1 protein-coding gene is annotated in these 1,405 nt (G+C 42.4%); it reads left to right on the top strand.

All coding sequences use genetic code 11. The features are described from left to right. Nucleotides 1–185 precede the first annotated feature (185 nt). A partial coding sequence (locus tag FTV03_RS17720; RefSeq protein ID WP_180042416.1) for an oleate hydratase occupies nt 186–1,405 on the top strand: 1,220 nt, incomplete at its 3' end.

Here is a 1,405-nt window from a genome sequence, read left to right as displayed (position 1 = left end):
TAATAAAAAGACAAATGTGTATTAAAAATAGCCATCATACGTCTATTTTTGATTACAAAATATAATGAGGGGATTGCTTCCCATTTCATACATTTTTCATATATAAAAAGACATACTATTTTTAAGGTTTTTCTAAACCAATTTTTTTACTTCATAATTTTTAACATCATAATTAAAGGTGAACCATGCAAAATAAGAAGCGCACCCCATTAGACGCGCAACAGTCCCATCTTTGGATTATTGGTGGTGGTATCGCAGGTATGGCTGCTGCTGCATTTGCAATCCGTGATGCCAAAGTCCCTGCCAAAAATATCCATATTTTAGAAGAACTCGATATTTCAGGTGGTTCGATGGATGGTGGACATACACCGCATGCCGCGCAAGCTTGGGTAACACGTGGTGGGCGAATGCTGACCGATGAAACTTATTTGTGCCTATGGGACTTATTTTCCAGTATTCCATCTTTGGAAAATCCAGACATTTCGGTGCGTGAAGAATGTCGTGAGTTTAATGAAAAAGTGAAAACCCACGCCAATGCACGGTTGATTGATGCCGAACATGTCATTGCGGATGCAGCAAAGCTTGGTCTGAATACGCTACATCGTGCACAGATGCTGCGCCTATTAGCTTCAAAAGAAGAAAAAATTGGCAGTCGCCGCATTGATGAGTTTTTTGATGAAACCTTTTTTGAAACCAATTTCTGGCGCATGTGGCGCACGACTTTCGCTTTTCAAAAATGGCACAGTGCAGCAGAGTTAAGACGCTATTTCTTGCGTTTTATTCAAGAATTGCCACGCATTCATACCTTAGCGGGTGTGAAACGTACCAAGTACAACCAATATGACTCGATGATTCTGCCCCTACAGCGTTGGTTAGTCGCACAAGGCGTCGATGTGCGTTTTGGACACTATGTCACAGATGCAGACTTCATTACCAATGCTGAAACTCAAGAACGCTACGCTTCACGCCTATATGTACAATTGCCTGAAGGCTCAGAGCAAATTAATCTGAAAGCCAATGATTTAGCTATTTTCACTTTAGGCTCTATTACAGCAGACTCACGTTATGGCGGTAATCATGACGTGCCTGCCCTTATTCGTCATCGAGAAGATCATGGCTGGACGCTTTGGGAAACGCTGGCACAAAAAGCCCCAGACTTTGGCCGTCCAATGACTTTTTATGGCAATGTCGATGAACATAAGTGGGAGTCTTTCACTCTGACCATGAAAGATGACGTGCTACTTAAACGTATTATTGACTATACAGGCAATGAACCAGGCACAGGCGCACTCATGACTTGGTATGAGTCGGGTTGGCATTTATCCATCGTGGTTCCTGCACAGCCACACTTTGCCGACTTACCTGAAGGTTTATATACCTTATGGGGCTACGGTTTCCAAATTGA

Origin of the sequence: Acinetobacter sp. YH12218, assembly GCF_013417925.1 — a bacterium.
Taxonomy (GTDB): Bacteria; Pseudomonadota; Gammaproteobacteria; order Pseudomonadales; family Moraxellaceae; genus Acinetobacter; species Acinetobacter amyesii.
The sequence above is the reverse complement of the archived record's forward strand: the minus strand, read 5'-3'. Positions and strand labels throughout refer to the sequence as shown.